This is a genomic window from Cellulomonas fengjieae (genome assembly GCF_018388465.1).
Classification (GTDB): domain Bacteria; phylum Actinomycetota; class Actinomycetes; order Actinomycetales; family Cellulomonadaceae; genus Cellulomonas; species Cellulomonas fengjieae.
In genome coordinates, this window is sequence record NZ_CP074404.1 from 3423579 (window position 1) to 3450323 (window position 26745).

Sequence of the window (26745 nt, forward strand, 5' to 3'; positions counted from 1 at the left end):
TCGTCCTGGTGCACGGCTGGCTCGCGCTGGTCGGGCTGGTCCTGATCCCCCAGGAGGCGTTCTGGGACCTCGACCTCTACCGCTACTGGATGTGGCTGGGGATCAACCGCGGGGAGTGGCCGGTCCTGTCCGGCTCATGGGTGTACCCGGCGGGCGCGATCGTGCCCATGCTCCTGGCCGGTGTGGCCGGGACGGGTGGCGGACCCGCCTACGCGGGCGTCTGGGTCGTGCTGGTGACCGTGCTGGACGCGGTGGCGGTGGCGGTGCTGCTGCGCGCCCGCCGCCCTGGGCGCCCGGAGGAGGCCCCGACCACGCTGGGGGCCTGGTGGTGGCTGGCGTTCCTCGCGCTGCTGGGTCCCGTCGCGATGGGTCGGCTGGACGCGGTGATCGCGCCCGTGGTGGTCGTCGCGCTGTCGATCGCGCTGGACCACCCCCGCATCACGTCCGCGCTCCTGACGGCCGCCGCCTGGGTCAAGGTCGCACCCGGCGCCCTCGTGGTGGCCCTGTTCGTCGCGGTGCGCCGGCCGTGGCGCAGCGTCGTCGTGCCGGCCGCGATCGTCAGCGTGGCCGTCGTCGGCGTGGTCGCCGCGCTCGGCGGGATCACCCACGTGGCGTCCTTCCTCACCGAGCAGGAGGAGCGCGGGCTGCAGATCGAGGCTCCCGGCGCCACCCCCTGGCTGGTCGCGGGCCTCTTCTCGCCGTCCGTCGAGCGGTACCTCAACGAACCCATCGTCACCTGGGAGATCCGCGGTCCGGGCTCGCAGGCTGCGGCGGACGTGCTCGGCGCCCTGTTCTTCGTCGCGCTCGGCGCGGCGGCGCTGCTGCTGTGGTGGCGCCGTGAGCACCTCGGCGCCCGCATGTGGGCCGGCGGGGTCGCGCGCACCGAGCTGCTGGTGCGCGGCGCCCTGCTGCTGACGCTCGCCATGCTGGTGTTCAACAAGGTGGGATCGCCGCAGTACATGGGCTGGCTGGCGCCGCCCGTCGCGGTCGCTCTCGCGCTGCGGCTGCCCGGTTGGCGCACGACCGCGTGGCTGGTGCTGGGCGTCGCCGGGGCCACGCAGGTGGTGTTCCCGTGGTTCTACCCGGAGGTCCTCTCCGGGGGCGTGGCCGTCACCCTGACGCTGGCCGCCCGCAACGTCGCGCTGGTGGTGCTCCTCGTGCTCACGGTGCGCGCGCTGGTCGGGCCCCTGCCGGCCGACGATCAGCCGGACCTGCGCCGCCAGGACCGGATCACCAGCGTCAGCCCCGCCGCGTAGCCGACGCCGAGCACGCCCAGGTACGGCCCGTAGAAGCGCCGCAGCACCGGGTGCGCGATCGCGGCGGCGCCACCCATGGCCGCTGCCGTCGCCACGGCACGGGCACCGCGTGCGCCCACCGTGTGCGCCGCGAGGGGCAGCCGCGCGACGCCCGCGTCGGCCGCCGCAGCGGCATAGAGCTTGACCGGGACACCGTTGACGGCCTGCTTCCAGACGCCCCGGGCCCCGGTGGCCATGTGCTCGGCGGCCGCCCTGCGCATGCTCGACGTGGTCAGCGGGGCGGGCGGCCGCAGGCCGCGCCGGGTCAGCTCCGAGGTCACCAGGACGCCGGCCACCGACCCCGCGGTGAGCCACGCTGCCGCGGGCAGGATCCGGCGGGGGTTGGCCACGCCGACGATCGCCAGGTACATCTCCATCGTCACGGGCCAGCTCACCGCCTCGGCGAACCCCCACACGGCCGCCCCGGCCATCCCGGCCCGGCCGTCCATGGCGCGGTGCAGGGTGCGCCAGGTGCGGGACTCCGAGCCGGTCGCGGGGCCCTCCCCCAGCAGGGCCTCGAGCTGGTGGACGACCGGCGACATGTCGTCGTCGACGAGGTCCTCGGGCTGGATCGGGTGGCCGAGCCGGACCTCGACCGGGCCGGGGTGGAGTCCGCCACCCTTGGGCAGCAGGTCGTGCGTGCCGACGATCGCGACCGGCAGCAGCGGGACGTCGAACTCCCGCGCGAGCCGGACCGCTCCGCTGCGCAGCTCCTGGAGCCGGCCGTCGGGGCTGCGGGTGCCCTCGGGGAAGACCAGCAGGCTGGAGCCGGCGCCGAGCACCGCCTGCGCGCCCTCGACCAGCCCCGCGTACCCGCCGCCGCCCTGGCGCTGCACCGGGACCGCCCCGATCGCGAGCTTCAGGCCGCGTCGCATCCACGCCTTCTCGAACCAGTAGTCCTCGGCCGCGACCACCACCGGCTTGTACGGGGCGGGGAAGGCGGCGATCAGGGCAGGCGTGTCGGCGTGCGAGCTGTGGTTGGCGACGATCACCATCGCTTCGTAGGGCGCCGAGCCGCGCACCTTGTACCCGCCGACCAGGTGGAACACGTTGCGCCAGAACGTGTGCCGAGCGGCGCCCGCGAGGTTGAACCCCGGCGGCAGGCCGACCCTGCGCCGGGGCGTCACGCGAGCACCGCCGCGAGCGGCAGCACCAGGAGCAGGGAGTCGACACGGTCGAGCAGCCCACCGAACCCGGGCAACCAGGACCCGGCGTCCTTGACCCCGGCGCGGCGCTTCACCATGGACTCCAACAGGTCTCCTCCGACACTTCCGAGCAGGACCGCGACGAACAGCCCCGGCGAGGCGGAATCCAGCACGACCAGCACGATCGCAGCGCCGACGGCGGCTCCGACCATACCGCCGACGGTCTTGTTCGGACTGAGCCGCGACAGCGGGCGCCGCGCCCAGGCGAACCGGCGCAGGCCGGTCCCGCCGCACCAGGCGGCGATGTCGGTGGCAGCCGCGGCGAAGCACAGCAGGTACGCATCGCTGCCGACGACCACGAGGTTGGCCAGCGACCAGCACAGCCAGATCGAGCCGAACGCGGTCAGGGTGGCGCGCTCCAGGCCGCGCTGCGAGTCGCCGGCCAGCAGCGCGGGCACCGCGCACAGCAGCGCGACCAGCGGCACGATCGCGAGCAGGTCGGGGTCGAGCCACGCCGCGAGCGGGTAGACGACCGCGAGCACCAGCAGGATCGCCGTCTCGGCGCGGGGCAGCCGGACCATCGCGGCGAACTCGCGGACGGCCTGCAGCGCCAGGAGAGCCGCGAGCACGGCCGTCGGCCCGGGTCCGAGCCACATCGGGATGCCGATGACGGGCAGGATCAGCGCCCACGTGGTCCACCGCCGGCGCAGCTCGGGCTTGCCCGACAGGAACACGGGGACCGCGGCGACGACCAGGATCACGACGCTGACCAGCAGCAGCCAGACGGCGCGACCCTCCAGGTCGAGGTGCCACCCGGCCAGCTGGAGGTGGATCGCCAGGCCGTCGGGGCTCACGCGAGCTCCGCCCGGATCCGGGCGAGGCGCGCCCCCGTGGTGACCACGGACATCACGACGATCACCCAGAGCAGGACCGCCCAGATCACGGGCAGCGCGACGACGAGCACAACCGCGAGGCACCGTTCGGTCTTGCCGAACGGTCCCCCGTTCAGCCGCGGTGCACCCGCCCCCGCACCGGCCAGCGACGCGAACGTGGGCATGCTCGCGGCGAGGGTGGCGACGAGCACGAGGACGACGGCGTCAGGACCCTGCGTCCGGTCCAGCAGCACGGCCAGGCCCGCGAACATCAGCAGGTCGCCGGCCCGGTCGCCCAGCTCGTTGACGACGAACCCCCACGGCCGCGACACCCCGCGCGCCCGGGCGACCGCACCGTCGAGGTTGGCCCCCGCCAGCCGGCCGGCCAGCAGCACCAGGGCCGGCAGCCACCACCCGAGGGCGATCGCGACGCCCGCGAGCGCGGCGCTGATCACCCCCAGCCACGTGAACACCTCCGGCGAGACGTCCTTGCGGACGGCCCACTGCACGATGCGGTCGAGCCGACGGGTGTACCAGGGTTTGAGTGCATACAGGCCGCGCATGCCGGGACCCTAACGAGTCCCGGCGCTCAGCCGAGCTGCGACGCGACCTCCGAGGCGACGAGCTCCAGGTGGTCGAGGTCGTGCAGGTCGAGCACCTGGAGGTACACGCGGGTGATGCCGAGCTCCTGGTAGGAGCCGATCCGGTCGACCACGGCGGTCGGCGTCCCCGCGAAGCCCACGGCCCGCACCTCGCCGACGTCGCGGCCGATCGCGGCCGCCCTGCGCTCCACCTCGGCGTCGTCGCGACCCACGCACAGCACCTGCGCGACGGAGAACGTGAGGGTCGACGGGTCCCGACCCGCCTCCTCGCACGCCGCCCGCACGGTGGCCACGCGGTCCGCGACCTCGGTCGGTGCGGGGAACGACTGGTTGTACTCGGCGGCGTACTTGGCAGCCAGGGCGGGCGTGCGCCTCGGTCCGCTGCCACCGACGATGATCGGGATCGACGACTGCACGGGCTTGGGCAGCGCGGGCGAGCGCGTCAGCGTGTAGTGCTCCCCCGCGAAGTCGTAGCGCTCGCCCACCGGCGTGCTCCACAGCCCCGTGATGAGCTCGAGCTGCTCGGTGAGGAGCCCGAACCGCTTCTCCGGGAACGGGATGCCGTAGGCGGCGTGCTCCTGGGCGAACCACCCGGCGCCGAGGCCGAGCTCGACGCGGCCGCCCGACATCTGGTCGACCTGCGCCACCTGGATCGCCAGCACGCCCGGGTGCCGGAACGTGGCCGACGAGACCAGGGTGCCCAGCCGGATGCGGCTGGTCTCGCGCGCCAGCCCGGCGAGCGTCGTCCAGGCGTCGGTCGGGCCCGGCAGCCCGTCGCCGTCGCCCATCTTCAGGTAGTGGTCGGAGCGGAAGAAGGCGTCGAACCCGAGGTCCTCGGTCGCCTTCGCCACAGCCAGCAGGTCGTCATAGGTGGCCCCTTGCTGGGGCTCGGTGAAGATGCGCAGGTCCATGGCCACAACCCTCACACAGGTGGCCGCCACTTAGCGCGCCGTGCGACGGTGGTCGGGTGATCTCTCCCAGCACCCCCGCAGACCTCCTGCCCGACGAGCCGTTCGCGGTCGCGGACTGGCGGCGCCGGGTCGCCGAGATGTACGCCGACGTGCGCCGGACCTGCCTCGACGACCCGGCGGCCGCGCACGGCGTCTGGGTGCAGCGCCGCGACGAGCTCATGGCCGACCACCCGGCCTCGCCCCTGGACGCGGCCGCCAAGGCGTCCTTCGAGGGCCTCGACGTCCCGCACTACGACCCGGCCTACCGGTTCGAGGGCGAGGTCCGGCCCGCCCCGGCCCAGCGGCTCGACATGACCACAGGGACCGACGGCGTCGTGTCGCTCGAGCGGGTGGCGGACGTCCAGGTGGGCGACCTCGGCAGCCTGGGCGTGTGGCGGCTGCGCGGCTACGGCGGCGGGTTGTTCGTCCCGGTCAAGGACGCGCTGGCCGGGACGCCGGGCGGCACGTACGGCGGAGGCCGCTACCTGCTGGACACCATCAAGGGAGCGGACCTCGGCATGTCCGGCGGGCGGCTCGTGGTGGACCTGAACTTCGCGTACAACCCGTCCTGCGCCTACGACGCCGCGTGGGCCTGCCCGCTGGCCACCCGGGCAAACACGCTCGCGGTCGAGGTGCCCGTGGGCGAGCGGGTGTTCGCGTGAGCCCCCGTCAGACCTGGCAGGTCGGGCACCAGTAGAGCTTGCGGCCGGCCATCTCCTCGACCACCACCGGGGTTCCGCTGACCAGGCACGGCAGACCGGTGCGGTGGTAGACCCAGTGCCGCAGCGACGGGTCGGTCAGCGCGGCCTCCCGCTCCGCGGCGCCGAGGTCGTCGCGCGTGAGCATGATCCCCGTGCGGATGCCGTCGGCCAGGAGCACGCACCAGTCGTCCCAGAGCGCGCGAGCCACGTCGACCGGCACGCGCCCGCCGGGGGTGTGCGGGTCGAGCCGGGCCCGGAACAGCATCTCGGCGCGGTAGATGTTGCCGATGCCGGCAACCACCGTCTGGTCCATGAGGAGCTGCCCCACCGCGACGTTCCGGCTGGTCAGCCGCTGCACCATGACCTCCCCGGCGGCGGCGGGGTCGTCGGTGGAGGCCGGGTCCGGGCCGAGCCGCGCGACCGCAGCGGCGGCGCCCTCCGGGTCCAGCACCTCGCACGCCGTCGGCCCGCGCAGGTCCGCCACCGTCACGTCCGACGCCAGCCGCACCCGCACCTGACCCACCGGGTCCGGCGGGAAGGCGGCCAGGAGCCCGCCCTCGTCGGCCGGGCTCTCGCGCTCGTCCTCCCCCATCCGCACGACGCTGCGCACCCGCGGCGCGCCGAGGCTGCCCGCCGCCGCCCCGCCCGGGACCAGGGGCGTGAGCAGCCCGTGGAAGTCCCACGCGCCGTACAGGCCGAGGTGCACCCGCAGCACGTCACCGCGCTCGAACGTGCAGAACAGCTGCTTGCCCACGGCCTCGACCGACACCAGCACCTGACCGTCGAGGCGGGCGGCACCGGCCGCGAACCGGCCCTGCGGGGAGGACACGGCCAGGCGGCGACCCACCAGATCGAGGCCGAGCTGGCGGGCGATGCGGTGGACGGTATGACCCTCGGGCACGACCCGAAGGCTAGGCCACGCGAAGCCGCTCCGCCGCAGCGGCACCGGCCGCAGCCGCACCCGCCGCGACGGCGGCGCTCTTCTCGTGCTCCTCGCGCTCCAGCAGCTGCTGCTGCGCCAGGGTGGCCTCCTCGAGCACGGCGGTGATCTCCGGGCCGATCAGCTCGTGACGCTCCAGCAGCGCGTCCCGCAACGCCTCGACCAGGTGGCGGTGCCGGGACAGCAGCCGGCGCACCGTGCTGCGGGCGTCGTCCAGGACCGCCTCCAGCTGGGCGCGCGCCGGCGCGTCGCTGAGCACCGCGGAGACCAGGTCGTGCGGCGTCGCGGCGAACGAGATCAGCGAGCCCGTCATGCCCGCCGCGCCGACCATCTGGGCCGCCGTCCGCGTCGCCGAGGCCAGGTCACCGGCGGGACCGGTGCTGGTCTGCCCGAAGAACAGCTCCTCGGCCACCCAGCCGCCCATCGCGATCTGCACGAGCGCCCGCAGGTCGTAGTGCGAGTGGGTCCAGACCTCCTCGCAGTCGCCGTGCGCGAGCAGCCCGAGCGCGTCACCGCGGCGGATGATCGTCAGCACCTCGAGCGTGCGGTTCGGGGCGGCCAGCCAGGCGGTGACCGCGTGGCCCGCCTCATGGGTGGCGATGAGCCGCTGCTCGGCGTCGGTGTACCGGACGGGCTGGCCGATGCCGACCATCTCGGTGATCCGGGCGTGCTCGACGTCGGCGTATGTCATCGCCATCGAGCCGCGACGCAGGGCGTTGACCAGCGCCTCGTCCAGCAGGTGCTCGATCATCACCGGCGTCCAGCCGTTGGTGGCGGCCGCCAGCCGGTCGCGCAGGGCCGGGTCGTCGAGCTCGGAGTCGGTGGAGCGACGCGCCAGGAAGTGGTCGACGAGCGCGCGCCGCCCGACCGCGTCCGGGGTCGCGAACGTCAGGCGTCGGTCGAACCGGCCCGGACGCAGCAGCGCCGGGTCCAGGGAGTCGGCCCGGTTGGTGGCGGCGATCAGCAGGATCGGCGCCTTGACCGGACGGCGCTGCTTGAGCTGGCGTGTCGCCGGGAGCAGCAGGTTGGTGCGGGCGATGAACCAGTTGACGAGCTTGTCCGACGGGGTCGGCTCGTCGAACGACTGCATCTGCACGAGCAGCTCGTTGACCACACCGCCGGTCCCCTCGCTGACCACCGCGTTCGTGACCACCTGCGGCACCCGGAAGGCGTCGAACGGGCTGGCGGCCACCGCGGCCGACGCCATGCCGCCGCGGCGGGTGGCGATCGCGTCGATCTCCTCGATGAACCCGATGGCACCGCCCTCCGTGCGGGCGGCCTTGCGCAGCGCCTTGAAGTAGGCGCGGATCTTCTTGGCGGTCGCGCCGTAGTACATCGACTGGAACGAGGTCGCCGAGACGAACAGGAACGGCACGCCGGCCTCGGCCGCCATGGCCTTGGCGGTCATCGTCTTGCCGGTACCGGGCAGCCCCTCGAACAGCAGCCCGCGCCGCGGGGTGCCGCCCATCTGGTCGGCGAACTGCTTGTGCGTCTGGAACAGGTCGATCGAGCGCCGCACGTCCTCCTTGACGGGGTCGATGCCGATCACGTCGTCGAGCCGGACGTCGACCTGCTCGGGCCGGTAGACCACGTGCGGTGAGCGGGCCGAGCCCATCTGCGTGCCGACGAGCAGGACCAGCAGCGCCACGAAGAACAGCACCGGCACCAGGACGAGGGGATCGATCGTGGGCATCGCCGGCAGGATCGGCCGGCCCAGCAGCGCGTTGACGACGACCCACGTCTCCAGCGCGATCACGACCGCCGCGGCGCGGTACACCCGCCGGCGACGGACCCGGTCGCGCTCCAGCGCGATGTCGTGCGCGCCCCGTCGGATGGGTGAGACGATCTCGTCGGCCACAGGCCAGCCTTTCCCTCGGCGCCTGAGTTCAGACGACGCTGCGTCGCGGGAGGTGCGATCCGCCCATCGTGGGTGCGGCCGGTCATCGCGGCAAGATCGGACATATCGGACCACCCGAACGGTCCAACGCCCCGCCGTCGGCTACCCGTCGGCGCGCAAGGTCCTGTGCAGCGTCCCGATCTCGAGCGGGCTCAGCCCGAGCCCGTCGGTCAGGTACCCGTCGAACGACCCGAACCGCTCGCGCACGACGTCCAGCGCCACCTCCAGGTACTCGGCCCGCACCTCGAGCATCGGGCGCAGCAGGTCGGGGTCCCCGCCGGCGGCCCCGAACTGCTGGAGCAGCGGTGCGAACGTCTCACGCACCGCGGGGTTGACCGCGAGGAACTCCTCCAGCACGCCGGCCTGGTCCACCCCCGCGGCGAGCAGCAGGATCGTCGCCGCCCACCCCGTCCGGTCCTTGCCGGCCGTGCAGTGGAACAGGACGGGCTGACGCTGCGGGTCGATGACGATCCGGACCAGCGCGGCGTAACCCCGGCGGGCGGCGTCACCGACGACGAGCTGCCGGTAGACCGTGAGCATCTGCGCGGCGAGGTCCAACCGCGCGAGGGCGTCGACACGACCGCCCACCAACAGCGCCGGCAGCTGGGCGGCGGGACCCTGGGGCAGGTCCGCGAGCACGTCCAGCTCCACGAGCGTCGCGCCGGCCGGGACGTGGTCGGGACGCGCCGACCGCTCGGCCTGCGTGCGCAGGTCGACCACCGTGCGGACGGCCAGGTCCGCGAGCGCGGCGTCCGTCGCGACCGACGGGGCGACCAGCTCGGCGGAGCGGTAGGCGACGCCGGTCGCGACCCGACCGCCGTCGGCGGTTGGCCGGCCCCCGAGGTCGCGCAGGTTGGTGACGGCGGGCGAGAGCAGGACGTGCGGGTCGACGGTCACTGCGTCAGCGTGGCCCACGGTGCCGCAGCCGCGCCACCTGCAGCAGCAGGTAGTCGCGCTCCGCGAGGCTCGTGGTTCCCCGCGCCGCGGCGAGCAGCTGGTCGGCGGCCTCGTGCGGGTGCCCGGCCCGCTCCAGCAGGTGACCCCGCACGGCTGCGAGCCGGTGGTGCCCGGGCAGCCGGTCGTCGAGCGTGGCCAGCAGCGCCAGACCGGCCTCGGGGCCGTGCACCATCGCGAGAGCGACCGCGCGGTTGAGGGTCACCATCGGGTTGCCGGTCATCCGCTCGAGCAGTCCGTACAGCGCGAGCAGCTGGGGCCAGTCGGTGGCGTCCGTGCTCGGCGCCTCGTCGTGCACCGCGGCGATCGCGGCCTGGAGCTGGTACTCGCCGACCGCCCCGCGCACCAGGGCGTCCTCGACGAGCACGACGCCCTCGTCGATCATCGCCCGGTCCCACAGGGCGCGGTCCTGGTCCGGCAGCGCGACCAGCTCCCCGTGCGGCCCTGTCCGGGCGGGCCGGCGCGCGTCGGTGAGGAGCGCGAGCGCGAGCAGGCCGGCCACCTCGGGGTCGGCGGGGAGGCGCGCGTGCAGGGTCCGGGTCAGGCGCAGCGCCTCGACGGACAGGTCCCCGCGGGCCACGGCCGCCCCGGTGGTGCTGGCGTAGCCCTCGTTGAACATCAGGTAGAGCACCCGCAGGACCGCGCGGAGCCGGTCGTCGTAGTCGTCGGCCGACGGCATCCGGAACGGCCGGTCCAGGGAGCGCAGCGTCGCGCGCGCCCTGCTGAGCCGCTGTGCCATGGTCGGCTCCGGCACCAGGAACGCGCGCGCGATCTCCGCCGTGGTCAGCCCGCCGACCGAGCGCAGGGTGAGCGCGACGGCCGACGCGGGGGTGAGCGCGGGATGGCAGCAGCCGAACAGCAGCAGGAGGGAGTCGTCGCTGTCGGGCGCGTCCCCCGCGCCCACCCCGTCCATCGTCGCGACCAGCTCCTCGCGGCGCCGTCGCGCGGCCTCACTCCGGTACCGGTCCACCAGCTTGTTCCGACCGACCGCCACCAGCCAGGCGTGCTGGTCGTCCGGCATGCCGCGCTCGGGCCACTGCGTCGCGGCCGCCAGCAGTGCCTCCTGAAGCGCGTCCTGGGCATCCGCAAGGTCACCCGAGCGCCTGACCAGCACACCGAGGACCTGCGGCGCCAGGTCGCGCAGCAGGTCCTCGAGGGCACGGTCACTCGGCAGGAGAAGGTGCCTCCATCAGCGCGCGGACCTCGAACACCTGCTCCAGGGGGACGCCACGCGGTCCCGGTGCGGCGGACGCCTTGGCAGCGATGGCGATCGCCCGCTCCTCGTCCTCCACGTCGACCGTCCAGTAGCCCGCCAGGAACTCCTTGGACTCCGGGAACGGCCCGTCGGTGACCACAGGGGCCGACACCCCGTCGCTGCGGACGAGCTTGGCGGTCGACGGCCACGCGAGCCCCTGGCCGTCGACGAGCTCGCCGCTGGCCAGCAGCTCGGCGCCCAGCTCCTGCTGGAACTGGATGTGCCGCTGGATGTCCTGCGGCGCCCACTCGTCGATCGGGGGGACCCCCTCGACGAAGTAGTTCATGAGCAGCATGTACTTCACGATGCACTCCTTCGCGGGGCGCGAGCGGCCCCTCAGCCGGTGGTCGGAGCCGAGGCCGTCGTCTCGACATGCATCCTGGCGGGGATGCGGCGGGAAGGACAGTGCGAGGGCTGGCCGACCTGCCGGCGCCGGCGCACGATGGCAGGTGACGATGAGACGGACGAGGAGTGCGGCGGTGGCCGCCCTGGCGGTGTTGGTGCTGGCCGGGGCCTGTACCGACACGCCGCCCGCCGGTACGACGGTCGTCGCGGCCCCGGTCGCGGTCGAGAAGGCGCCGGCACCCCCCGTCCCCGCCCCTCCGGCCGCTGGCCGGCATCGCGACCACCGGCGCCTGGCTGCCCGCCGGGCTCGGCACCTTCCGGTCAGCTGCTCCCCCCGGGAGCGACCGGCGCCCTCGTCCGCTCCGCGGCGTACTTCGGCGGCGCCGGAGGACTCGTCCCCGCCCTCACGCTCGCGGCGTGGGTGGTGGTCGGTGCCGTGCTCAACGCGCTCGGGATCCGCCGGGCCGCCACCGTCGGCGACGCGGCCGCCGTCTGACCCTCACCGCTCGACGGGCGCGCACCGCGCCGTCCCCCTAACCTCCGGGGATGCGACCGCTGCCCCTCCGCCGCCGTGCGCTGCTCCGCGCGGCCGTGTTCGGGGTCGCGCTCACCGTCCCGGTCGCCGTCCTGGCCTACCTCGTGCGCGCGCAGGTCGGCGGCGTCGTCCGCCTCGACGAGCTGGTGAACGTGGCGGCCACCGCCTACACCCGGGAGCACCCTGACCTCCAGCAGGCGCTGCTCGTGTGGCAGGAGCTGTTCCAGGCCCGGTGGGTCAACCTGGCGGCGACGCTGGTCTGCGTGTGGGTGTGGCGCCGGCACGGGCTGACCACCCGCGCGCTGTGGGCGTTCCTCACGATCATGGCCGCGTGGGCGGTCCAGCTGGGCGCCAAGGGGCTGGTGCAGCGGGCGCGGCCCGTGGTCGAGGACGCCCTGGCGCACGCACCGGGGTCCAGCTTCCCGTCCGGGCACGCGGCGAACACGGCCGCCGTGGCACTGACCCTCACGCTCCTGCTCTGGCCGCTGCTGGGTCGCCGCGGCCGCGTCGTCGTCCCGGTCGTCGCCGCCACCGCCACGCTGCTGACGGGCCTCGACCGGGTGCTGCTCGGCGTGCACTACCCCTCCGACGTCGTCGCAGGGTTCGCGCTCGGGACGGCCCTCGCGGGCGCGTCCTACCTGGGCTACAGCGGCTGGTCCGTGACGCCCCCCGACCAGGAGACGTGATGCACACCTTCCTGCACCGCTACGAGCTCGACTCCTCGGCCCCGACCCGCAAGGAGGCCTGGCACGACTTCACCCGCCGGGTCCTCCTGCCCGCCGTGGGCCTGTGGGTGGTCATCGTCGGCATCGGGTTACTCATCACCGGCCCGCTCGGCAACCTGCCGGGCGAGGCCGCCGTCAACGAGTGGTTCGTGGCGCAGCGCACCGAGACGCTCGACGCCGTCACCGCGGTCCTGTCCGCCATCGGCACCACCGAGTTCATCATCGGCGCGTGCGTCCTGTTCGTCGCACTGTTCTGGTGGCGCACCAAGCAGTGGTGGCTCGCGCTCGTGCCGCCGCAGGCGATCGCCGTGCAGGCCATCGTCTTCATGACCGCGGCCCTCGTGGTCGGCCGCGAGCGGCCCGAGGTCGAGAAGCTCGACGAGTCCCCGCCGACGTCCAGCTTCCCCAGCGGCCACACCGGCGCGTCGACCGCGTTCTACGTGGTGCTGGCCATGCTGGCGCAGCGCATCGGCAACCCCGTCCTGCGCCGTGTCGTCACCGTGGTGTGCCTGCTGATCCCCCTCGCGGTGGGCACCGCACGGCTCTACCGGGGCATGCACAGCCTGTCCGACGTGATCGTCGGGCTGCTCAACGGGCTCGTGTGCGCGTTCCTGGCCTGGAACTACCTGCGCCGGGACACGTCGTCGGTCGCGGCACGCTCCGAGAGCCGCAGCCTGAGCCACAGCTGACCCGGGGGTGGGGTCTACCCCACCCCCGGGACGGTAGGTGGCGGCATGGTGGCCGCGGGTGCACGGGACCGACGCTGGACGGGTACCGCCCGACCTGTCCGGCACGGCCACCCCCAGGAGATCTCCCATGTCCGGTCCCACCACCCGTCGTCCCCAGCCCACCCGCCTGTCCGCCCTGGTGATGGCCTGCACGTTCGCGGCCGGCGCCGCCCTGGCCGTGCCTGCCGTCGCGTTCGCCGGTCCCCGCGGAACACCCCGCGCGGATACCGTCCAGCAGACCCTCGACCACCTCGTGGAGGTCGACGGGGTTCCGGGCGCACTGGCGTCCGTCACCGACCGCAGGGGCCGCGAGCGCAACCTGGTCGCGGGCGTCGGCGACCTGGACACCGGCAGGCGTGTCCCGGTCGACGGACAGGTCCGCGCCGGCAGCAACACCAAGACGTTCGTCGCGGCCGTGGTGCTCCAGCTCGTCGGGGAGGGCGCCGTGGACCTCGACGCGTCCGTCGAGACGTACCTGCCCGGCGTGGTGCGCGGCCCCGTGGACGGGCACGACATCACCGTGCGCGACCTGCTCCAGCACACCAGCGGCATCGGCAGCTACACAAACGGTCCCCCGTTCATCACCGACGGTGCGCCGACGCTGACCGCGCTCGAGGACTGGTACGTCGAGCCGCACGAGCTCCTCGCCCTGGGGCTGGCCCAGCCGGCGACCCCGGCGGGTGAGTGGTCCTACAGCAACACCAACTACGTGCTCGCCGGCCTGCTGGTGCAGAGGGTCACCCAGCGCCCGCTGGGCGAGGTCGTCACGGACCGGATCATCGAGCCGCTCGGCCTGACCGGCACCTACGTCCCGGAGCGGGGCGAGCGGGAGCTCCGCGGCAAGCACCCGCGGGGCTACCACGCCGAGCCGGCCGGCTCCGCGCCGTTCGAGCACACCGCCATCGACCCCGCCTCGTCCTGGGGAGCCGGCGACGTCGTCAGCACGCCGAGCGACCTGAACACGTTCTTCCGGGCGTTGCTGGCCGGCGACGTGGTGCGGCCCGCCGAGCTGGAGCAGATGAAGGCGACCGTCCCGATGGACCTGCCCGGCCTGCCTGCCGGCATGAGCTACGGGCTGGGCCTGATGTCGACCGAGCTGACCTGCGGCGGTCTGGCGTGGGGCCACGGCGGGATCATCCCCGGCTACCAGACCGAGGGCGGGGTCAGCGAGAGAGGCGACCGTGGCGTCATGGTGGCGACCACCACCATGCACGGCGCGCTCCCGGCCGAGGCGGCCGCCGACGTCTCGAACCGGATCGTGGCCCTGGTCGACACCGTCCTGTGCGCGTGAGTCGGCATGGCCTACAAGAGCCGAGTCGTCAGACCACTGCTCCCCGATGAGGCGCAGAAGATGGACCTCGCGCCCTCCGCCGAGGCCGTCGAGGTCCGCCGCTCGATCCTCGCCGACGGCGTGATCGTCGCCTACTCCTACGACCTGATCCCGCTGGCGCTCATGCCGGACGACTTCTCGACCGATCAGCTCGACGGCTCGCTGTTCGCCTACCTGCGCGACCGCGCGCACCTCTTCCCGCACCACGGCGTCGCGGAGATCCACGCGGTCCACTCCGAGCACGTCGGCTGGGACGACCCCGAGCACCCCGACCTCTACGTGCTGCTCGACCAGCTGCACTACGACGCCGACGGGACGGTGCTCATGTACTCGCGGTCGTACTTCATCGAGGGCCGGTACGCGTTCACGGTCGTGCGCTCCAGCTGACCGTTCGTCCCGGCTCGGTCCCGTCAGCTGCCCTGGATGTAGGTGCCGCTGAACGGAGAGAACCCGTTCGGGTACGTCGTGAAGGTGACGACGGGCGCGGCCCACTCGACGTTCTGCGCGCTGTCCATCTGCGCGAAGCCGGTGGCCCAGTTCCAGTCGTCGCTGTAGTTCGACAGGTCGACGCTCACCCGCGCCACCACGTCATTGGCCGGCTGGAACCCGCTGATGGCCACGCTGAACCTGGTGCCGTTCTCCCACGGGCCCATGAAGGTCACGCCGTCGACGGTGCAGGTCCCGACGACCTGGCCGGTGTAGATGTTCAGCACCTCGCAGCTGTCGCCGCCGACGGTGGCCCAGGTGCCGGAGGACGCCTGGGCGGCGAACGTGGCCCCGTCGGACCACGACGCGGCCGTCCGGGTGGCGGTCGTCCCGACCATGAGAACGACCGCAACGAGGGCGCCGACCGCAGCGAGCAGGCGTCGGCAGGTGGCGGCCCAGGTCATGCGTTGGCTCCCTTCTTCGATCGTTGTCCTGGGTGTGCAGAGCCGGGTGCGGCCGTGGGCACGGCCGCACCCGGGATTGCCCTTACGAGGCCGATCGTGACGAGGCGACTGCCAGGTGGCGTGCCGCGTCGTCGTCCTGCGGCTCGTGCGCCACGTCCTGCTGCCCGCCCGTCGGGCCGGAGCCCGGGCGAGGCATCAGGCTCAGCGCGAGGATCGCCGCGACCCCGATGAGCAGCGGAACCGCGACGCTCGGGTCGGTCAGCCGCATCAGCGCCGCACCGGCGCCCGAGATCTGCCAGCTCGGGGCCAGGACCGTGTCGTCGGTGACGACGTACTCCCCGGCGTCCGGGCTGTCGTTGGCGTCGCCCTGCATGCGGACGTGCCACGACCCGTCGTCGTGCTGCGCCACCTCGATGACGCGGTGCGTGACGAGCCGGTCCGTGACGTCGTTCCGCAGGGACAGCACGTCCCCGACCTCGACGTCCTCGACCGGGACGGGCATCGCAACCAGGAGATCACCCGTCTTGATCTCCGGCTCCATCGAGCCCGAGACGACGACGAGCGGCTGGATCAGCCCCAGCGCGGTCGCGCCCCACACCCCCAGGCTGAAGACCCCGAGGACCGCAAGGGCCCAGACGAGGACGTCGGCGGCGGTGCGCAGGACGCGCACCGCCACCACGCGGCCCGCCACTTGTCAGGACTCTCCGGTGAACTGCACGGTCATCGTCCCCTGGGCGCCCTGGTACTCCGCGGGCCAGTCGTCAGGGGTGGTGACCTGCAGCATCACCGTGTCGGTGGCACCGGCGGCCAGCTCGAAGGACGACGGGTCGTGGATCGTGGCGGTCGCCGGCGCGGATCCTGCGAACAGGGCTCCGTCCGTGGTCAGCACGCCCCGACCGAGCGTCAGCGGCACGCTGCTGACGTTCTTCAGCTGCAGGGCGATGGTCTCGTCGGCGCCCTGGTTGAGGTTCGCGAACGCGTCCGCGGGGATCTGCACGGCCTCGCCGGTGGTGTCCGCGTCGTACCAGGTGTTGCCACCGTCGACGCTGGCCTGCAGCTCGACCTTCTCGACGGCGCTCGCGCTGCCGGCGAACCACGCGTCGTCGGTCCACGCCGCGCTGGTCGCGGCGGCTCCGACACCCAGCACGGCGACGCCGGCGAGGCCGAAGCGGGCGATGGCGGCCCGGCGGCGGCGCTTGTCGCGGTCCTGGTCGGTGACTACGACGTCGGTCGTAGACGTAGTCATGTCCTGCTCCCTTCCTCGGCGTATGCCGTTCATGGCTGGCGCGCGCCAGGACGTCCGGGCATGACCTACCTACCCACCGCCCGCAGAGGTTCGCGCGGGGCGGCGTTCTCGCTCGGGGCACGCCCGGCGGAGGAGGTCGCTGCACGACCGGGGCGGCGGAGCCGCGTCCCGACGGCCGTCATGGACACTCGCGCGACTTGCACCACAAATTCTAGGAAACCTGGACGACCGTCCAGCCGGGGCCGAAAATGACGTTCGTCACATGGTCAGGCTTTGAGCGCACCCCACCCGGTCCAGCGCTCGATCTCCAGCCAGCCGCTCCACCGAGCGCCCGTGCGCTCCGCGTACTCGTGCCCGGTGTAGTGGCGTGAGAGCCGGTCGATGTCGGTGAGGTCGGGGTCCGGCTGCAGGTCCACGACGCGGCCGAGCAGCGTGACGTGGCTGTACCAGTCGTCGCCGGCGAGCACCGTCAGCGAGACGCGGGGGTCCCGACGCAGGTGCTCGAGGCGGACGCGCGTGGCGTCGAGGTTGAGCAGGACCCGCCCCTCGTCCCACAGGTACCAGGTCGCCGCCGTGACGGGTGACCCGTCGCTGCGCAGCGTCGCCATCACCGCGGGGTTGGGTCGGGCGAGCATGTCCAGGGCGTCGGCGGGCAGGGGTGGTGTGGGCACGATGGCCTCCTCGGTAGGCGTGCGACGGACTTCCAGTATCGGAGCCCGCGGTGTCACGCGCAGACCTCGACCGGTGTCTCCATGTCAACGACGACCAAGGAGCCGACATGACCAGCGATCCACGCATTCCACCGACCCAGGTCACCGGGGCATTCGGCGCCCTCGTGAAGCTCGGGGCCCGCAAGATGGTCGGCCGCGTCCCGGACTCGCTCGGGGTGCTCTGGCACCACAAGGCGATCCTGCGGGACAGCCTGCGCATCGGGCGCCGGACCGAGGCCTGGCACGAGCTCGACCAGGACCTCGCCTCGTACGCGGCGATGGCCACGGCCGCGACGGTCGGCTGCAGCTTCTGCCTCGACCTGCACTACTTCCAGGCCCACAACCACCACCTCGACCAGGCCAAGGTGCGTGCGGTGCCGCTCTGGCGCGAGTCCTCCCTCTTCACCCCGCTGGAGCGCCGAGTCATGGAGTACGCGGAGGCCGCCAGCCAGACGCCGCCCGCGGTGACCGACGAGCTGTCGGACGCGCTCCTGGCCGAGCTCGGCCCCGCCGCGCTCATCGAGCTGGCCGCGCGCGTCGGCTTCATGAACATGACGGCGCGGATGAACATCGCGCTCGGCATCCGCTCGGACGGGTTCGCGGAGTCGTGCGGACTGCCTCCCCTCGAGGTCCGGTCCGCCGGATCGACCGCCGCGTAGGATCGCGCACGTGGCCGGCGTGGTGCCCACCGACGACGACGACCCGTTCGTCGTCCACCGCCGCCTGCTCTTCACCGTCGCGTACCAGATGCTCGGCTCGGCCAGTGACGCCGAGGACGTGCTCCAGGAGTCCTGGCTGCGCTGGTCGGCCGTCGACCGGTCGCAGGTCCGCGAGCCGCGCGCCTACCTCGTCCGCCTGGTGACGCGGCAGGCCCTCAACCACCTGCGCACCGTGTCCCGTCGCCGCGAGCAGTACGTCGGGGCCTGGCTCCCCGAGCCGCTCCTGACCAGCCGCGACGTGGCGGACGACGTCGAGCTCGCGGACAACCTGTCGATCGCGATGCTCACGGTGCTGGAGACGCTGGGGCCCGCCGAGCGGGTGGTCTTCGTGCTGCGCGAGGTCTTCGACGTGCCGTACGACGAGATCGCCGACGCCGTCGGCAAGTCCTCGGTGGCGGTGCGGCAGATCGCGCACCGCGCCAAGGGTCACGTCTCCGCGCGCCGGCCCCGGATCCGTGTGGTGCGTTCCGAGCACGAGGAGGTCGTGCAGCGGCTCGTGACGGCGCTCAACACCGGCGACCTCCAGGGGCTCATGGACGTCCTCGCGCCGGACGTGGTCGCGGTGAGCGACAGCGGAGGCAAGGCACCCGGGGCGGCGCGACGGCCCGTCGTGGGGGCGGAGCGGCTGGCGCGCTACCTGCTCGGCGCGATGGCGAAGGCCGGCGACACGCTCGTCGCGGTCCCCACGTGGGTCAACGGGCAGGCCGGGATCCGGATGGAGCGGGACGGCCAGCTCGTCGGCGTGGCCGGCTTCGCCGTCGCCGACGGACGCGTGACCCGCGCCTACGCCATCGCGAACCCGGACAAGCTCGGCCGGCTCGACGCGGTCGCCGAGCTGAGCCGGCACTCGTGACGACCGTTCCCGATACGGTGGCGCCACCCTCTGCCGCAAGGAGACCGCGATGGCGCCCACCCCCGACCGGTCCGACGAGACGGCCCTGCCCACGTTCCGCACCGGCCCCGGACGCCGCGCGATCGACGCGGCCGTGGGCTTCCTCATCCGCTGGGGGCTCTTCCCCGGCTCCTACCAGCTGACCACCGTGGGCCGCCGCACCGGCCGGCCGCTCACGCACCCTGTGACGCTGGTGGAGCGGCACGGGCGACGGTGGCTGGTGTCCCCGTACGGAGAGGTCTCCTGGGTGCACAACGCACGCGCCTCAGGTCGCGTCTCGTTGCAGCGGCGGGGCCGCACCGAGGAGTGCGCCGTGCGCGAGTGCTCCGCCCGGGAGGCTGCCCCCGTGCTGAAGCAGTACCTGGCCGTGACCGGCCCGCCGCGCCGCTACTTCCGCGCCCACAAGGACGCACCGGTGCAGGCCTTCGCCGCCGAGGCGGACGCCCACCCGGTCTTCGAGCTGCTGCCGCTCGACTAGGAGCCGGGTCACGGAACGGGCGGGTCCGCCTCGTCGGCCGCCGACCGCACGGACTGGGCCAGCGCGTCGATGACGTCGCGCGCCAGGAGGTCGGTCTTGGCGCGCAGGTCGACCGCGAGCTTGCGCCCGGCCCTGCCCCCGACCGAGTCGGCCAGAGTGAGCGCGGCCTCCAGGTCGTTGGCCCTCCGCCGCCACGCCGCCGCGCGCGCGGCGAACGCCGCATCCCCGGGGCGGTCCGTCTCCATGGCCGAGGTCGCCTCGCGCACGACGGTCAGCGTGTGCCGGAGGCGCCCTGCCGACGACCGCCTCGCCCGGACGTCCCCGAGCTTGCCGCCGAGCTGACGTGCGTACGCGGCCGCCTTGCCCGGTGCGTCGGGGAACCGCTTGTTCAGCCGCTCCAGCCCTTCGAGCGCCGCCATCAGTCGCGGCGCCCACTTCATCGCCGTCTGGGTCAGCCGGGTCATCGAGCTCGCCATCAGCGGGTCCTCTCGGGTGGCGCGTCGGCCGTCGTGGGCAGTCAAGTACACACCGCGTCGGCGCGCGCGCCAGGTGCCCGCCCGATCAGCGCGGCGACACGTCCAGCACGACCTCGAACTCCAGCAGCTGGGCCCCGGCGCTCACCGGCCGCGGCCGGTCGCCCGAGCCGGCGTGCGCCGCCTTGGCATCGCCATCGCGCCACGCGGCGAACGACTCCTCGTCGGCCCAGTGCGTCACGACGAAGTAGCGGTCCTCCCCCGCGGTCGGCCGCAGGAGCTGGAACCCGAGGAACCCCGGGGAGCCCTCTATGGTCCCCGCGCGTGCGGCGAACCGGCGCTCGAGCTCGGCTCCGGCCTCGGGCGGCACGGAGATGGCGTTGATCTTCACGACGGACATGCGGCCAGCCTACGAGCGAGCCACCGGTGTGGTGGCGGGAGGGCTGGTGGGGGCCGGCGCCCGCAGCCCGAGCGCGCCCAGCTCGAGCGAGGCGAGCGCGCGCACGATCTCCGGGTCCCCGCGGCGCCACGCGTTCGCGGGGTCGTCGCTCACGCGGGCGAGCACCCGGACGGGCTGCGTGGCCAGCGCCCGCAGGGCGAACAGGTCGAGGTCCGCCGCCGAGTCCAGGATGCGGGTGGCCGCGCGGGCCCGACCGACGAACCGGGCGCGCGCGAGCAGCCAGACCCCGACAACGAGCACGATCGGTACGGCCGCGGTCAGCAGCCCGAGCAGCAGCGCGAGCTGGGAGGCCCCCTGCTGCACCTCGATCCCCGCACGTGCGATCGAGTCCGCGGCCCCGCCGGCCGCGGTGAACGGCGCGCGCGCGTCGTCACCGACGAGCGGCACGCGTGCGACGGTGTCCCCCGCCGAGGTCATGCTCTCCGAGAGGGACGAACCGGCGTCCTCCAGCGTGCGTCCCGGAGCAGCGAGTCGCCCGACCACCTCGTGCACCCACAGCCCGGCACGGACCCACAGGACGACCCAGCCGACGACGAGGAGGTCGGCGACGACCTGGCGTGCACGGCGCCACGGGGTGTGTGCGTAGAGGATCACGCGGGACATCCTGGCGTGTGCGAGCGCGGCGCGCTGGGGGACGCAGGTGCCCAGGGGCGTCGGAGGGCCCACTCAGGGAAGCGGGAGCTCCCGGAGCTGCCTGCGCGAGGTGATGTCGAGCTTGCGGAAGATGCTGCGCAGGTGCGCCTCGATCGTGCGGGGGCTGAGGAAGAGCTGTGTGCCGACCTCTCGCGACGTGGCGCCGGTGGCCACGAGCCGGGCGATGTGCAGCTCCTGGGCGGTGAGCGCGTCGGTGGGCACAGCGGTGCGCTTGCGCGGGTGCTCGCCCGTGGCGCGCAGCTCGCGAGCAGCGCGTGCGGCGAACGCCTCGGCGCCCATCCCCGACAGCAGGTCGTGCGCGGTGCGCAGCTGGTCGCGGGCGTCCTGGCGACGACCCTCCCGGCGGAGCCACTCGCCGTAGACGAGGTGCGTGCGGGCGAGGTGGGTCTGCATCCGGCAGCGGCCCAGCTGCTCGATCGCCTCGAGGTAGTGCTTCTCCGCCGCGGCTCCGGCGGTGGTCAGCGCCCGCGAGCGCGCCGCCTGCCCGAGCCCCCACGGGGTGCCGCTGGCGTCGGCTCGTGAGATCAGCTCGTCCAGCGCCTCGTCCGCATCCTCGGGTCGGCCGGCGCGGACCGCCGCCTCGATGAGCTCGAAGTGGGCGAGGTTGTTGTACCGCAGCGCCTCGGACCGGAACGCGCGGGCGGCGGCGTCGTGGGCTGCGGCGTAGTCGCCGAGACCGTTGTTCAGCACCGCCAGGGCGTACTGCGCCAGGGAGTCCTCGGTGGCGGTCGCGCGCTCGGTCGCGTTCTGGACGATCGCCGCGTGGACCTCGGCGGTCTCGTCCGGGCGGCCACGCCACGCGGACACGACGAGCTGCGCGTGGTGCACGTACACGGCCCTTGCCTCGGCGGCGATCGCGGTCTGCTCGTCGGCCCGGTCGAACGCACCGGAGAGCACCAGCGCGACGGATTGGCCGAACAGTGCCCCCTGGAGCGTGGCCATCGCGCCGGCCTCACGTGCCAACCGGACGTTGCGGGCGGCCAGCACCTGGACCAGCTCGTCGTCGAAGACCGCCATGGCGGTGCGCGTGGCCCACCACCCCCACCGGCGGGAGTGGGTGTCACGCTCCAGGCCAGGTTCCGGCCCGTCGTCGGTAAAGGCCGCCAGCGCCCGTCGCAGTCCGGGCACACCGGACGGGTACCCCTGCGTGAACGTCGTCACCAGCCCGTCGAGCAACAGGTCCGACGGACGCGGCGGCACGGGCGCTGCGGGCGCGGCGAGGGCCGCGGCGGCCACGTCCGCGACGCCCTGGCCGAGGCAGACGTCGAGGCCACCGGCGATCAGTGCCGCATCGAGCGCGTGCAGGTAGGTGTCGCGCGACCTCGCAGGATCCAGCGGTGCGAGGCTCCTCGCGGCGTCCATCAGCATCGACGGTCCGTCGCCGTCCCGGGCGAGGTGGAACGCGAGCTGCGCGCGCAGCAGCTGGAGGCGAGCCTGCTGGGCGGCGTCGAGCGGCCCGGCCGCGGCGGCCGTCAGCAGCTGGGAGGCGTCGTCGGATGCCCCGGCCTCGTGCTTGGCGTGCGCGGCCTCCAGCGACCGGCTCGCCCGGACGGCGGGATCAGGCGTCAGCCTGGCCGCCTGGTCCATGAACGCTGCCGAGGCAGCCAGCCCGCCACGGGCGCGCGCCCGGCCCGCCGAGCGCTCCAGCTCCGCGGCCGCGTCCTCGTCGGTGCCCAGCACGGCCTGCGCCCGGTGCCAGGCGTGCCGGTCGGGGTCGACGTGCGGGTCGGTCGCGGCGGCCAGGGCGCCGTGCGCGCGACGGCGGTCCGGCGGGGCGGCGGCCCGGTGCACCGCGGAACGCACCAGCGGATGACGGAACTCCACGCGGGTACCGATCTCCAGCAGCCCGGCGGTCTCGGCGGGCGCAGCCGCCTCGCGGGAGATCCCCAGGTGCTCGGCCGCCCGCCACAGCAGCGCCACGTCACCCGTGGGGTCGACCGCGGCGACCAGCAGCAGCAGTTGGGTCGGCGCCGGCAGGCCGTCCGAGCGACGCCGGAAGCTGTCCTCGATGCGGTGCGGGATGCCCGGCACCTCGGGCGACTCGAACCCGCCGGCCAGCCACCCGCCCGGCGCGGTACGTGGCAGCTCCAGCAGCGCGAGGGGGTTCCCTCGCGCCTCGGCGAGGACCCGGTTGCGCATCCCGTCGTCCAGCGGCGTGTGCACGGCCGCGGCCAGCAACGACCGCGCATCGGCCTCGTCGAGACCGCCCAGGCACACCTCCGGCAACCCGTCGAACGAGTACACGTCGCGCTCGGTGGGGTCGCGCAACCCGAATACCAGGGCCATCCCCTCGGCCGCCACCCGTCGCGCCACGAACGTGAGGACCTGCGTTGACGCCTCGTCGAGCCACTGCGCATCGTCGACTAGGCAGAGCAGCGGACCGTCCTCGGCGACCTCGGCCAGCAGGTTGAGGGTCGCCAGCCCGACCAGGAACCGGTCGGGAGCCGTGCCGCCCTGCTGCCCGAACGCCACACCCAGGGCCGTGCGCTGCGGGTCGGGCAGGGCGCCCACGCGGCCGAGCAGCGGCGCAAGGAGCTGGTGCAGGCCCGCGAACGCGAACTGGGTCTCGGACTCGACCCCGACCGAGGACGCCACCCGGAACCCCGAGATCTGCGCCGTGGACCGGACGTGCTCGAGCAGCGCCGTCTTCCCGATCCCCGCTTCGCCGCGCACCACGACTGCCCCGCTCAGCCCGGCCCGTGCCTGGGAGAGCAGGTCGTCGACCGCTGCGCGCTCGGTGCGCCGGCCCAGGAGCTCTGTCAGTGTCACTCCCCTCTGACCAGGTTGGCGCGTCTGTTAGGTAACAGTCGCCTACGCGAACTGAGCTGACCCTATCCAACCGTGTTCCCGCGACAGGGCCGGAGGTGGGGCCCCTACCGACGCGACCGCGCCGCCGCGGGGGCGAGCCTGGTGGCCCGGCACACGAAAGGAAGAGAACAGTGGGACACATCAGCACGCAGAAGCCCGCGGCACAGCCCGACGATCCCGACGGCGCAGCGGCGCCGCACGTCACGTGGCACGGTCAGGCCCTGCCCCACCGACGATCCGCGGGGGGTGGCCCCAGCCCTCGTCATGCGGGCGGCATCAGCCTCGCCGCGGTACTCGGCGGCACCCTACTGAACGTCGAGAAGAAGAAGCCGTGACGTCCGTCGTCAACCGGTGAGGAGGATCCATGGCCTGGAGCACGAGCGAGCTCGCCGACCTGGCGGGGACGACAGTGAACACCGTCCGCCACTACCACCGGCTCGGCCTGCTGGAGGAGCCAGAGCGCCGGTACAACGGGTACAAGCAGTACGGCGTGCGGCACCTGGTGCGCCTGCTGCGGATCCGGCGCCTCGCCGACCTGGGTCTGCCGCTCTCGGAGGTCGGCGAGATGGACGCAGGCAGCGGAAGCACGGCCGAGGCGCTGCGGGAGCTGGACACCGAGCTCGCCGCGCGGATCGAGCGCCTGCAACGGACGCGCGCCGACATCGGTGCGATCCTGCGCGCCGACGCGCCGGCGGACTCGCCGGCCGGCTTCGCGCCCTACGCGGCACACCTGTCCGAGGCCGACCAGTCGATCGTCCACATCTATGCGCAGCTCTACGACGAAGGCGCGATGGCAGATCTGCGACGGATGATCGAGGTGGACGTCGAGGCGGGCGCGGTCGGGGACGAGCTCAACGCACTGCCGGCGGACGCAGACGAGGCGACACGGCAGAAGCTCGCCGAACGGCTCGCGCCGGGGATCGCCCAGAACCTCATCGACTACCCGTGGCTTAACGACCCCGTGGGACACCTGGCCAAGAGCGCGCACGTGACGCAGCAGACGTTCGTCGAGGCCATGACCGAGCTCTACAACTCGGCCCAGCGCGACGTCCTCTCGCGTGCCGGCATCCTCGGGCACCAGCTCGCGCAGATGCGGCTTCCCGGGACCCCTTGACCCTGTTCCGAGAACACAGCTTCTACTCGGTCCGACTCGAGAACCGCTCGAGTCGACGACACGAACAGGAGCCCAGACATGTCCCCCATCCAGGAACTCGTCCTCAACATCCAGGAGCTCGTGGCCCGGGTGCCCGAGCTCGTCCAGCCCCTCATCGTTGCGCTCGCCGGAGCCATCCCGTTCGTCGAGGGCGAGCTCGCCGCCATGATCGGCCTCGTCGGCGGTCTGCACCCCGTCGTCGCCGGCATCGCCGCCGCCGCGGGCAACTTCCTCTCCGTGGCTGTCGTGGTGGCCGTGACGTCACGGGCTCGCACCGCCGTGGTGGACCGCAGGGCGCACGTCGGTGCGACGGTCGGCGGGGGCCTGGGATCCCTGGAGACCGTGAACGTCGCCACCTCCGAGGACACGAAGCCCTTGTCGAAGGGCCGGCAGCGTGTCCACGCGTGGCTCGTCCGCTTCGGCGTCCCCGGAGCGAGCATCCTCGGCCCGCTCGCGATCCCGACGCATTTCACCGCCGCGGTCCTCGTCGGCGCCGGCTCGCCCCGACGGTGGGTGCTGCTCTGGCAGGCGGTGGCGATCGCCCTCTGGACGACCGTGACCACCGTGTCGATCTGGATCGCCCTCACGTACGTCGTCGGGGTGTGAGCCCCGTGGCGGGAGCGACGATCGTTCGGCAGCGCTCATCCGACGTCGTCGGCGTGACGTGGTCGGCTGCCGAGCCGACCCTGCCCGAGGACCTCCTGCTCCTGATGTTCCAGCCCGGCTCGCGCGCGATCTCCGGCGGGGACGCCCTGCTCTCCGTCCTCGCCGGGGCCGTGCTCGCCGACCTCGCGCTCGACGGGCGCGTGTCGACGACGAAGAGCACCGGGACCGTGATGGTGGAAGCCGTGCAGGGTAGGGCGCCGACGGACGAGATCCTGCGTCGCGCCTGGGCCTACCTCGCAGACAGGCCCCGCGGGATCCAGGCCGCCCTCGCCGCGATCGGGCCGACGGTGCGCACACCCCTGCTGGCACGGCTCGTCGCGCGTGGGGACATCCGGGAGCAGCGACACGGGGGTCTCGGCCCGTTCTCGACCACCACCCTGATGGACGGCGGGAGCGCTCGCCGCGCCCGCCTCCTGAGCGACGTCCGCGACGTCGTCATCGGCGGCACCGAGCCGACGCCCCGCGTCGCCGCACTGGCCGGGCTGCTCTGGGGAAGCGGAACCCTCCCGGAGCTCCACCGGTCGTCCGCCGGCGCCTGCGCCCGGCAGCTCGACCGCGGGCAGTGGGTCGTCGGCGCCGCCGCCGCGATGGTCACGCGCACGACGAACGCGATCATCGCCGGCAGCGTCGTCATCGCGGCCGGCGTGCCCGCCCGGGCGCGCTGAGGCTCCGATGGCACACACCCAGACGGTGCGGCCCGGGGACGGCCACGCGCTGCCGCCCTACCGGTGGTGGCAGATGCTCTTGCGCTCCCTCTTCCATCTGCACGTCACCGGCGAGGATGGTGCGCCGCAGACCTGGTCCGTCGACGTCCGGCTCGGCGGGGACGAGGACGGCGAGGTCCGTGCGCAGCTCTACCGCGACGGCCTCCACTACTCCGGCTCGACGCTCCCCGCGGTCTTCGCGGTGCCGGGCGGCACCATCCAGGTCGCCGCCACCGGCTTCGGGCTCCGGCGCGCCCACTACGTGACGCCCGACGGGTCCGAGCGGCAGCTGGTGCCCGATCCCGCGTCGGCCGAGGGCCGACGCGCCCACCTGGACCGGACCGACCCCGCCCTCAGCCGCGCCGTGGGCATCGCCTCGGCGACCGTGCTGGTGGTCGCCCTGGTGCTCGGCGTGCCGCAGCTCGTGGAGCAGATCACGCAGATCCCACCGGTCGCGGACAGCATCGGCACGTACTCCTGCCCCTTCCGGCTTCCGGCGTGGGCGAACACCGCGCTCGTGCTGGCGACACTGGCCGCGAGCACCGAGCGTGCACTCCGGCTGCGCTACAACCGGTTCCTCGACGGCGGCCTCTTCGGCGGCGAGGAGTAGGGGGCTCC

Annotated in this window: 30 protein-coding genes; 13 read left to right on the forward strand and 17 right to left on the reverse strand. The window is 73.7% G+C overall.

Annotated features, from left to right (window positions below):
- Window positions 1-8 precede the first annotated feature (8 nt).
- Window positions 9-1256 carry a glycosyltransferase 87 family protein gene (locus tag KG102_RS15810; RefSeq protein ID WP_208288139.1) on the forward strand — a complete coding sequence of 416 codons (1248 nt, stop codon included), beginning with the start codon at window positions 9-11 and terminating at the stop codon, window positions 1254-1256.
- On the opposite strand, the gene KG102_RS15815 is transcribed toward KG102_RS15810, so the two are convergent.
- The 4 genes from KG102_RS15815 to KG102_RS15830 are packed head-to-tail and all read right to left on the reverse strand — an operon-like array spanning window position 1202 to window position 4825.
- Window positions 1202-2422 carry a lysophospholipid acyltransferase family protein gene (locus tag KG102_RS15815; protein ID WP_208288138.1) on the reverse strand — a complete coding sequence of 407 codons (1221 nt, stop codon included), beginning with the start codon at window positions 2420-2422 and terminating at the stop codon, window positions 1202-1204. The two genes, KG102_RS15810 and KG102_RS15815, sit on opposite strands and share 55 nt — an antisense overlap.
- On the reverse strand, window positions 2419-3294 hold the full coding sequence (locus KG102_RS15820) for a phosphatidate cytidylyltransferase (RefSeq protein WP_208212879.1): 876 nt from the start codon (window positions 3292-3294) through the stop codon (window positions 2419-2421). The genes KG102_RS15815 and KG102_RS15820 overlap by 4 nt, the downstream gene beginning before the upstream one ends.
- Window positions 3291-3875, reverse strand: a complete 585-nt coding sequence (locus KG102_RS15825; protein ID WP_208288137.1) for a CDP-alcohol phosphatidyltransferase family protein — start codon at window positions 3873-3875, stop codon at window positions 3291-3293. The genes KG102_RS15820 and KG102_RS15825 overlap by 4 nt, the downstream gene beginning before the upstream one ends.
- Before the next feature lie 26 nt (window positions 3876-3901).
- The gene (locus KG102_RS15830; protein ID WP_208212881.1) at window positions 3902-4825 is read right to left on the reverse strand and encodes an LLM class F420-dependent oxidoreductase; all 924 of its coding nucleotides are present in this window, start codon (window positions 4823-4825) and stop codon (window positions 3902-3904) included.
- Between the two features lie 56 nt (window positions 4826-4881).
- Here KG102_RS15830 and KG102_RS15835 point away from each other — a divergent pair, with 56 nt between their 5' ends.
- The gene (locus KG102_RS15835; protein WP_372438131.1) at window positions 4882-5526 is read left to right on the forward strand and encodes a DUF1684 domain-containing protein; all 645 of its coding nucleotides are present in this window, start codon (window positions 4882-4884) and stop codon (window positions 5524-5526) included.
- Window positions 5527-5533: 7 nt separating this feature from the next.
- Here the strand turns inward: KG102_RS15835 and KG102_RS15840 are convergent, their stop codons facing one another.
- From KG102_RS15840 to KG102_RS15860, 5 genes are all read right to left on the reverse strand, one after another.
- Window positions 5534-6466: an Fpg/Nei family DNA glycosylase gene (locus KG102_RS15840; RefSeq protein WP_208212882.1), complete on the reverse strand. Its 933-nt coding sequence runs from the start codon at window positions 6464-6466 to the stop codon at window positions 5534-5536.
- A gap of 10 nt (window positions 6467-6476) precedes the next feature.
- The gene (locus KG102_RS15845; RefSeq protein ID WP_208212883.1) at window positions 6477-8363 is read right to left on the reverse strand and encodes an AAA family ATPase; all 1887 of its coding nucleotides are present in this window, start codon (window positions 8361-8363) and stop codon (window positions 6477-6479) included.
- A gap of 141 nt (window positions 8364-8504) precedes the next feature.
- Window positions 8505-9299 (reverse strand): tyrosine-protein phosphatase, encoded by a 795-nt coding sequence (locus tag KG102_RS15850; protein ID WP_208288136.1) that lies wholly within the window; start codon window positions 9297-9299, stop codon window positions 8505-8507.
- Window positions 9300-9303: 4 nt separating this feature from the next.
- Complete coding sequence (locus KG102_RS15855) at window positions 9304-10530, reverse strand: RNA polymerase sigma factor (protein WP_208288980.1); 1227 nt, start codon at window positions 10528-10530, stop codon at window positions 9304-9306.
- On the reverse strand, window positions 10520-10906 hold the full coding sequence (locus KG102_RS15860) for a YciI family protein (protein WP_208213227.1): 387 nt from the start codon (window positions 10904-10906) through the stop codon (window positions 10520-10522). Before KG102_RS15860 ends, KG102_RS15855 begins: the two co-directional genes overlap by 11 nt.
- 596 nt (window positions 10907-11502) lie before the next feature.
- Here KG102_RS15860 and KG102_RS15865 point away from each other — a divergent pair.
- The 4 genes from KG102_RS15865 (at window position 11503) to KG102_RS15880 (ending at window position 14661) form a co-directional block, all read left to right on the forward strand.
- On the forward strand, window positions 11503-12177 hold the full coding sequence (locus tag KG102_RS15865; RefSeq protein WP_208288135.1) for a phosphatase PAP2 family protein: 675 nt from the start codon (window positions 11503-11505) through the stop codon (window positions 12175-12177).
- Entirely contained in the window at window positions 12177-12905 is a 729-nt protein-coding gene (locus KG102_RS15870) for a phosphatase PAP2 family protein (protein WP_208288134.1), read from the forward strand. Before KG102_RS15865 ends, KG102_RS15870 begins: the two co-directional genes overlap by 1 nt.
- Window positions 12906-13032: 127 nt before the next feature.
- Entirely contained in the window at window positions 13033-14235 is a 1203-nt protein-coding gene (locus KG102_RS15875) for a serine hydrolase domain-containing protein (RefSeq protein ID WP_208288133.1), read from the forward strand.
- Window positions 14236-14241: 6 nt separating this feature from the next.
- Window positions 14242-14661, forward strand: a complete 420-nt coding sequence (locus tag KG102_RS15880) for a UTRA domain-containing protein (protein WP_213363001.1) — start codon at window positions 14242-14244, stop codon at window positions 14659-14661.
- A 23-nt stretch (window positions 14662-14684) separates the two neighbouring features.
- On the opposite strand, the gene KG102_RS15885 is transcribed toward KG102_RS15880, so the two are convergent.
- The 4 genes from KG102_RS15885 to KG102_RS15900 form a co-directional block, all read right to left on the reverse strand.
- On the reverse strand, window positions 14685-15164 hold the full coding sequence (locus tag KG102_RS15885; protein ID WP_208288131.1) for a hypothetical protein: 480 nt from the start codon (window positions 15162-15164) through the stop codon (window positions 14685-14687).
- An 82-nt stretch (window positions 15165-15246) separates the two neighbouring features.
- Window positions 15247-15855, reverse strand: coding sequence for a signal peptidase I (locus KG102_RS15890; protein WP_208288130.1), 609 nt, complete (start codon window positions 15853-15855; stop codon window positions 15247-15249).
- Between the two features lie 3 nt (window positions 15856-15858).
- Complete coding sequence (locus KG102_RS15895; protein ID WP_208288129.1) at window positions 15859-16410, reverse strand: hypothetical protein; 552 nt, start codon at window positions 16408-16410, stop codon at window positions 15859-15861.
- A 266-nt stretch (window positions 16411-16676) separates the two neighbouring features.
- Window positions 16677-17081 carry a PPOX class F420-dependent oxidoreductase gene (locus KG102_RS15900; RefSeq protein WP_208288128.1) on the reverse strand — a complete coding sequence of 135 codons (405 nt, stop codon included), beginning with the start codon at window positions 17079-17081 and terminating at the stop codon, window positions 16677-16679.
- A gap of 107 nt (window positions 17082-17188) precedes the next feature.
- Between KG102_RS15900 and KG102_RS15905 the strand changes: the two genes are divergently transcribed.
- The 3 genes from KG102_RS15905 (at window position 17189) to KG102_RS15915 (ending at window position 19209) form a co-directional block, all read left to right on the forward strand.
- On the forward strand, window positions 17189-17779 hold the full coding sequence (locus KG102_RS15905; RefSeq protein WP_208288127.1) for a carboxymuconolactone decarboxylase family protein: 591 nt from the start codon (window positions 17189-17191) through the stop codon (window positions 17777-17779).
- An 88-nt stretch (window positions 17780-17867) separates the two neighbouring features.
- Window positions 17868-18692 (forward strand): RNA polymerase sigma factor SigJ, encoded by an 825-nt coding sequence (gene sigJ, locus KG102_RS15910; protein ID WP_243883934.1) that lies wholly within the window; start codon window positions 17868-17870, stop codon window positions 18690-18692.
- 49 nt (window positions 18693-18741) lie between these two features.
- Complete coding sequence (locus KG102_RS15915) at window positions 18742-19209, forward strand: nitroreductase family deazaflavin-dependent oxidoreductase (protein ID WP_208288126.1); 468 nt, start codon at window positions 18742-18744, stop codon at window positions 19207-19209.
- Window positions 19210-19217: 8 nt separating this feature from the next.
- Here KG102_RS15915 and KG102_RS15920 read toward each other — a convergent pair whose 3' ends face one another.
- The 4 genes from KG102_RS15920 to KG102_RS15935 all read right to left on the reverse strand — a co-directional run bounded on the left by KG102_RS15920 (window position 19218) and on the right by KG102_RS15935 (window position 23565).
- Window positions 19218-19685 carry a hypothetical protein gene (locus tag KG102_RS15920; RefSeq protein ID WP_208288125.1) on the reverse strand — a complete coding sequence of 156 codons (468 nt, stop codon included), beginning with the start codon at window positions 19683-19685 and terminating at the stop codon, window positions 19218-19220.
- A gap of 85 nt (window positions 19686-19770) precedes the next feature.
- Window positions 19771-20082 carry an antibiotic biosynthesis monooxygenase family protein gene (locus KG102_RS15925; protein WP_208212905.1) on the reverse strand — a complete coding sequence of 104 codons (312 nt, stop codon included), beginning with the start codon at window positions 20080-20082 and terminating at the stop codon, window positions 19771-19773.
- 9 nt (window positions 20083-20091) lie between these two features.
- Window positions 20092-20736 (reverse strand): hypothetical protein, encoded by a 645-nt coding sequence (locus KG102_RS15930; protein WP_208212906.1) that lies wholly within the window; start codon window positions 20734-20736, stop codon window positions 20092-20094.
- 72 nt (window positions 20737-20808) lie between these two features.
- Entirely contained in the window at window positions 20809-23565 is a 2757-nt protein-coding gene (locus KG102_RS15935) for an ATP-binding protein (protein ID WP_208288124.1), read from the reverse strand.
- 403 nt (window positions 23566-23968) lie between these two features.
- On the opposite strand from KG102_RS15935, the gene KG102_RS15940 reads away from it, so the two are divergent.
- The 4 genes from KG102_RS15940 to KG102_RS15955 all read left to right on the forward strand — a co-directional run bounded on the left by KG102_RS15940 (window position 23969) and on the right by KG102_RS15955 (window position 26737).
- Window positions 23969-24718, forward strand: coding sequence for a helix-turn-helix domain-containing protein (locus KG102_RS15940; protein WP_208212909.1), 750 nt, complete (start codon window positions 23969-23971; stop codon window positions 24716-24718).
- A 78-nt stretch (window positions 24719-24796) separates the two neighbouring features.
- Window positions 24797-25363 carry a small multidrug efflux protein gene (locus tag KG102_RS15945; protein ID WP_208288123.1) on the forward strand — a complete coding sequence of 189 codons (567 nt, stop codon included), beginning with the start codon at window positions 24797-24799 and terminating at the stop codon, window positions 25361-25363.
- A 53-nt stretch (window positions 25364-25416) separates the two neighbouring features.
- A complete protein-coding gene (locus tag KG102_RS15950; protein ID WP_208288122.1) occupies window positions 25417-26088 on the forward strand; it encodes a GOLPH3/VPS74 family protein in 672 nt (223 codons plus the stop codon).
- 7 nt (window positions 26089-26095) lie between these two features.
- Window positions 26096-26737, forward strand: a complete 642-nt coding sequence (locus KG102_RS15955; protein ID WP_208288121.1) for a hypothetical protein — start codon at window positions 26096-26098, stop codon at window positions 26735-26737.
- Window positions 26738-26745 lie beyond the last annotated feature (8 nt).

Bases quoted from the DNA above. Each gene is read 5' to 3' on its own strand.
- KG102_RS15825 (WP_208288137.1), bottom strand. From the start codon at position 3,875: ATGCGCGGCCTGTATGCACTCAAACCCTGGTACACCCGTCGGCTCGAC.
- KG102_RS15830 (WP_208212881.1), bottom strand. From the start codon at position 4,825: ATGGACCTGCGCATCTTCACCGAGCCCCAGCAAGGGGCCACCTATGAC.
- KG102_RS15860 (WP_208213227.1), bottom strand. From the start codon at position 10,906: ATGCTGCTCATGAACTACTTCGTCGAGGGGGTCCCCCCGATCGACGAG.
- KG102_RS15865 (WP_208288135.1), top strand. From the start codon at position 11,503: ATGCGACCGCTGCCCCTCCGCCGCCGTGCGCTGCTCCGCGCGGCCGTG.
- KG102_RS15870 (WP_208288134.1), top strand. From the start codon at position 12,177: ATGCACACCTTCCTGCACCGCTACGAGCTCGACTCCTCGGCCCCGACC.
- KG102_RS15875 (WP_208288133.1), top strand. From the start codon at position 13,033: ATGTCCGGTCCCACCACCCGTCGTCCCCAGCCCACCCGCCTGTCCGCC.
- KG102_RS15880 (WP_213363001.1), top strand. From the start codon at position 14,242: ATGGCCTACAAGAGCCGAGTCGTCAGACCACTGCTCCCCGATGAGGCG.
- KG102_RS15885 (WP_208288131.1), bottom strand. From the start codon at position 15,164: ATGACCTGGGCCGCCACCTGCCGACGCCTGCTCGCTGCGGTCGGCGCC.
- KG102_RS15895 (WP_208288129.1), bottom strand. From the start codon at position 16,410: ATGACTACGTCTACGACCGACGTCGTAGTCACCGACCAGGACCGCGAC.
- KG102_RS15905 (WP_208288127.1), top strand. From the start codon at position 17,189: ATGACCAGCGATCCACGCATTCCACCGACCCAGGTCACCGGGGCATTC.
- sigJ (WP_243883934.1), top strand. From the start codon at position 17,868: ATGCTCGGCTCGGCCAGTGACGCCGAGGACGTGCTCCAGGAGTCCTGG.
- KG102_RS15915 (WP_208288126.1), top strand. From the start codon at position 18,742: ATGGCGCCCACCCCCGACCGGTCCGACGAGACGGCCCTGCCCACGTTC.
- KG102_RS15920 (WP_208288125.1), bottom strand. From the start codon at position 19,685: ATGGCGAGCTCGATGACCCGGCTGACCCAGACGGCGATGAAGTGGGCG.
- KG102_RS15925 (WP_208212905.1), bottom strand. From the start codon at position 20,082: ATGTCCGTCGTGAAGATCAACGCCATCTCCGTGCCGCCCGAGGCCGGA.
- KG102_RS15940 (WP_208212909.1), top strand. From the start codon at position 23,969: ATGGCCTGGAGCACGAGCGAGCTCGCCGACCTGGCGGGGACGACAGTG.
- KG102_RS15945 (WP_208288123.1), top strand. From the start codon at position 24,797: ATGTCCCCCATCCAGGAACTCGTCCTCAACATCCAGGAGCTCGTGGCC.
- KG102_RS15955 (WP_208288121.1), top strand. From the start codon at position 26,096: ATGGCACACACCCAGACGGTGCGGCCCGGGGACGGCCACGCGCTGCCG.